1 protein-coding gene and 1 pseudogene are annotated in these 2,886 nt (G+C 69.8%); both read left to right on the top strand.

The window, feature by feature from the left end:
• Positions 1-113 precede the first annotated feature (113 nt).
• A complete protein-coding gene (locus tag ACFDS3_RS20290) occupies positions 114-1,445 on the top strand; it encodes a DotG/IcmE/VirB10 family protein (RefSeq protein WP_375264136.1) in 1,332 nt (443 codons plus the stop codon).
• A gap of 82 nt (positions 1,446-1,527) precedes the next feature.
• Positions 1,528-2,886: pseudogene (locus ACFDS3_RS20285) on the top strand (hypothetical protein); the annotation flags it as partial.

The raw sequence follows: 2,886 nt of genomic DNA, 5'->3' as shown, positions 1-2,886 counted from the left end.
CGGGCCCTGACGGGGTGCGGGTCTACCAGATCCCGCGCAGCTCATTCGCCCTGTTTTCGGTCGACGGCCAGATCGTCCGCGCCGACATCGCCCTGCCGTAAAGGATCACCAGCATGAGCGAATACCAGAACACCGACGAGACGGTCGAGATCCCCGCCGGCGAGTCCATGGCGGGCGATGGCACCTCCGCGGGCAAGCGGGGAGGGATGAAGACCTCCACGAAGATCACGCTGATCGGCGGCGCCGCGGCGCTCGCGATCGCGGCCGCGATGGCCATGGGCTCCGCGCCCACCAGCGGCCCGAGCCGAACCGCCCGTCCGCCCGCGCTCGACGCCACCCCCGGCGGCGCCGTGCAGCAGGAGAACATCCGCTTTCAGGAGTCCCTGCGCCAGGCCAATGACGAGCGCGGCCTCGCGGCGCGCGAAACGGGCACCACCTTCATGCCCACGCCCGAAGGCGTCCTGACCTCGGTGCAGAAGGTCGAGCCGATCGAGGTCGAGACGGTCGAAGCCGTCATCGTCGAAGCCGAGCCCGAGCCCGAACCGCAGGTGGTGCGTCGCAAGATCCCGCCGCCGGCGTCGATCACGCGCATCGACGTGCCCGAGGATCGCTCGGAGCAGGAGCGCCAGGCGGTCTCGGTGCCGAAGGGCACGGCGGTCTCCGGCGACGCCAATGCCCAGGAGGAGGAGGAGGACCCCTACACCAAGGCGATGCTCGGCCAGATGAACAGCGCCACGCGGGCCATGGAAATGCCGCTCGCGGCACTGACCGAAGGGGTTGAGCCCACCGGAAGATCCGGCGGCTCGAGCGGCGGCGGCAGCTCCGCCGGAGCCGATACGGGCGGCCTCGCGGCGCTCGCGGCGCTGGCCGGTGGCGGTTCGGGCGACAGCTCGGGCGCCGGTGTCATGCTGCGGCCCGGCGACATCATCTACGGCGAGACGCTCACGGCGGTGGATTCCGATGCCCAGTCCCCGGTGATCGTCGAGGTCACGACCGGTGAGCTGAAGGGCGCCCGCCTGGTCGGCGGCTTCGAGATGTCCCAAAGCTCCAACCGGCTGGTCGTGTCCTTCAACTCGATGACCCTCGAGGACGGCAAGACCATCGGCATCAACGGCTTCGCGGTCGACGGCAAGACGGCGGAGACCGCCGTGGCCTCCGACGTCGACCGCCGCTATGTCAGCCGCTACGCCCCGATCTTCGCCTCGGCGTTCATCTCGGCCTATGCGCAGAGCGCCTCGCGGCCCGAGCAGACCCTGACCGAGGACGGCGACGTGGTGGTCGGCCAGTCGAGCACCGAGGAGAGCATGATCGCGGGTGCCGGTGCCGGCATGGAGGCCATCGCGGCCGACATTTCCGCCCGCGCGCCGAAGGGCCCGCTGGTCAAGCTGCGCGACGGCTATCCGATCGCGATCATCGTGCTCGATCCCGTGGATAACCCGAGCTGAGATGTCGCAATGCGGCGCCGCCCGGTCCATCATGATCCGGGCGGCCCGTCCAAGGGCAGGTACTCTGAAGATGGATAGTCAAATGCGAAATACCGGAAGCTCGGACGATCTTCATGATCGCGAAGAGGGCGAAACCGTCCTGCAGCGCACGGTCGATCCGCGCTTCGAGGACGCCAAGGCGGCCAATCTCGACGCCGAGACGGGCGAGATGGCTCTCGACATTCTCGACATGATCGGCGCCCGGCTGGGAGCCGAGACGGGCCTGCCCGCCATGCCCGGCATGGATGACAATGACGAACCGGCCACCGCGGCGGCCCCTGCCCCGGCCGCGCCGGCCCCTGCCCCGGCCGCGCCGGTCGAGCTCGAGCCCCAGATCGCCTTCAGCGCGCTGACCGAGGATGACCTCTCGACCGAGGACGACGATGCGGACGAACCGCACGCCGCCGACGAAAACGCTCAACCCATCGCTGATGGTGCCGGCGTGCGCTCGCTTGCCGACCTGCTGGCCAACGCCAAGGTCGACGACGACGGATGGGTGGATTACGACGATGAGGGCGACGAGGCGGCTGCTTCGACCCCCGCAGCCTCCGAGATCGAGGATGATGCCGCGCCGTCCGACGAGCCGGACCTGCTTTCGGAATTCGACAGCGGCACCTGGCCCGACGAGATGGACGCCGAGCCCGACGCCTTCGATGAGGCCGAGGCCTCCGAGCAGGACGCCGTGGCCGTCGATGCGCCGATGCCCGGCATTCCGGCCCATGACCCGTTCGAGGGCCAGGCAGAGGATCCCGAGGGAGACGATCTGTCCCTGGGCGACCTGCCGCCCGATGTGAACGAACTCCTCGGGCCGCCCCCGGGCGCCCCCGTCGACATGACGGGGTTCGAGGAAGACGTCGAGCAGGACGAGCCTGCGGAACACGAAGAGGTCTTCGGTGAGGAATGGCCCTTCCAGACTGATGACACTGCCGAGCAGAGCGAAGATCCGGCAGATATGACCCCCGAAGGAACCGACGCGATGACCGACCACGACATGACCCCTGAAGAGACCGCCGGCGCGGAGCCGCGCAAGGGGTTCTTCGGCCGCTTCAAGGGCAAGGCGGCACCTGTCGCCGCGGCCGGCGAGGCGCCGGTCGAGACCTCCGAGGTCGTCGATATCGAGGAGACCCCGCAGGCCGAGGAGCCGATCGAGATCGAGCCCCAGGCCGAGGAAGCTCCCGCCCCGCGCAAGTCGCGCAAGGGCCTTCTGCTCGCGACCACCGCGCTCGCCGCCTGCGTCGTCGGCGCCGGCCTGTTCCTGGCGGGCCAGGAGACGGGCTTCATGAAGCAGCCCGCGACCGTGATCGCACAGGCGCCCGTGGCACCCGCCGCGGCACCCGTCGCGGCACCCGTCGCGGCACCCAGCGTGACGACCGAGGCTCCGGCCAATATCAGCGTGACCGTC

It is taken from the genome of Palleronia sp. (assembly GCF_042089775.1).
GTDB lineage: Bacteria > Pseudomonadota > Alphaproteobacteria > Rhodobacterales > Rhodobacteraceae > Palleronia.
The sequence above is the reverse complement of the archived record's forward strand: the minus strand, read 5'-3'. Positions and strand labels throughout refer to the sequence as shown.

Excerpts from the sequence above, each read along its gene's own strand:
- ACFDS3_RS20290 (WP_375264136.1), top strand. The coding sequence starts at position 114 with ATGAGCGAATACCAGAACACCGACGAGACGGTCGAGATCCCCGCCGGC.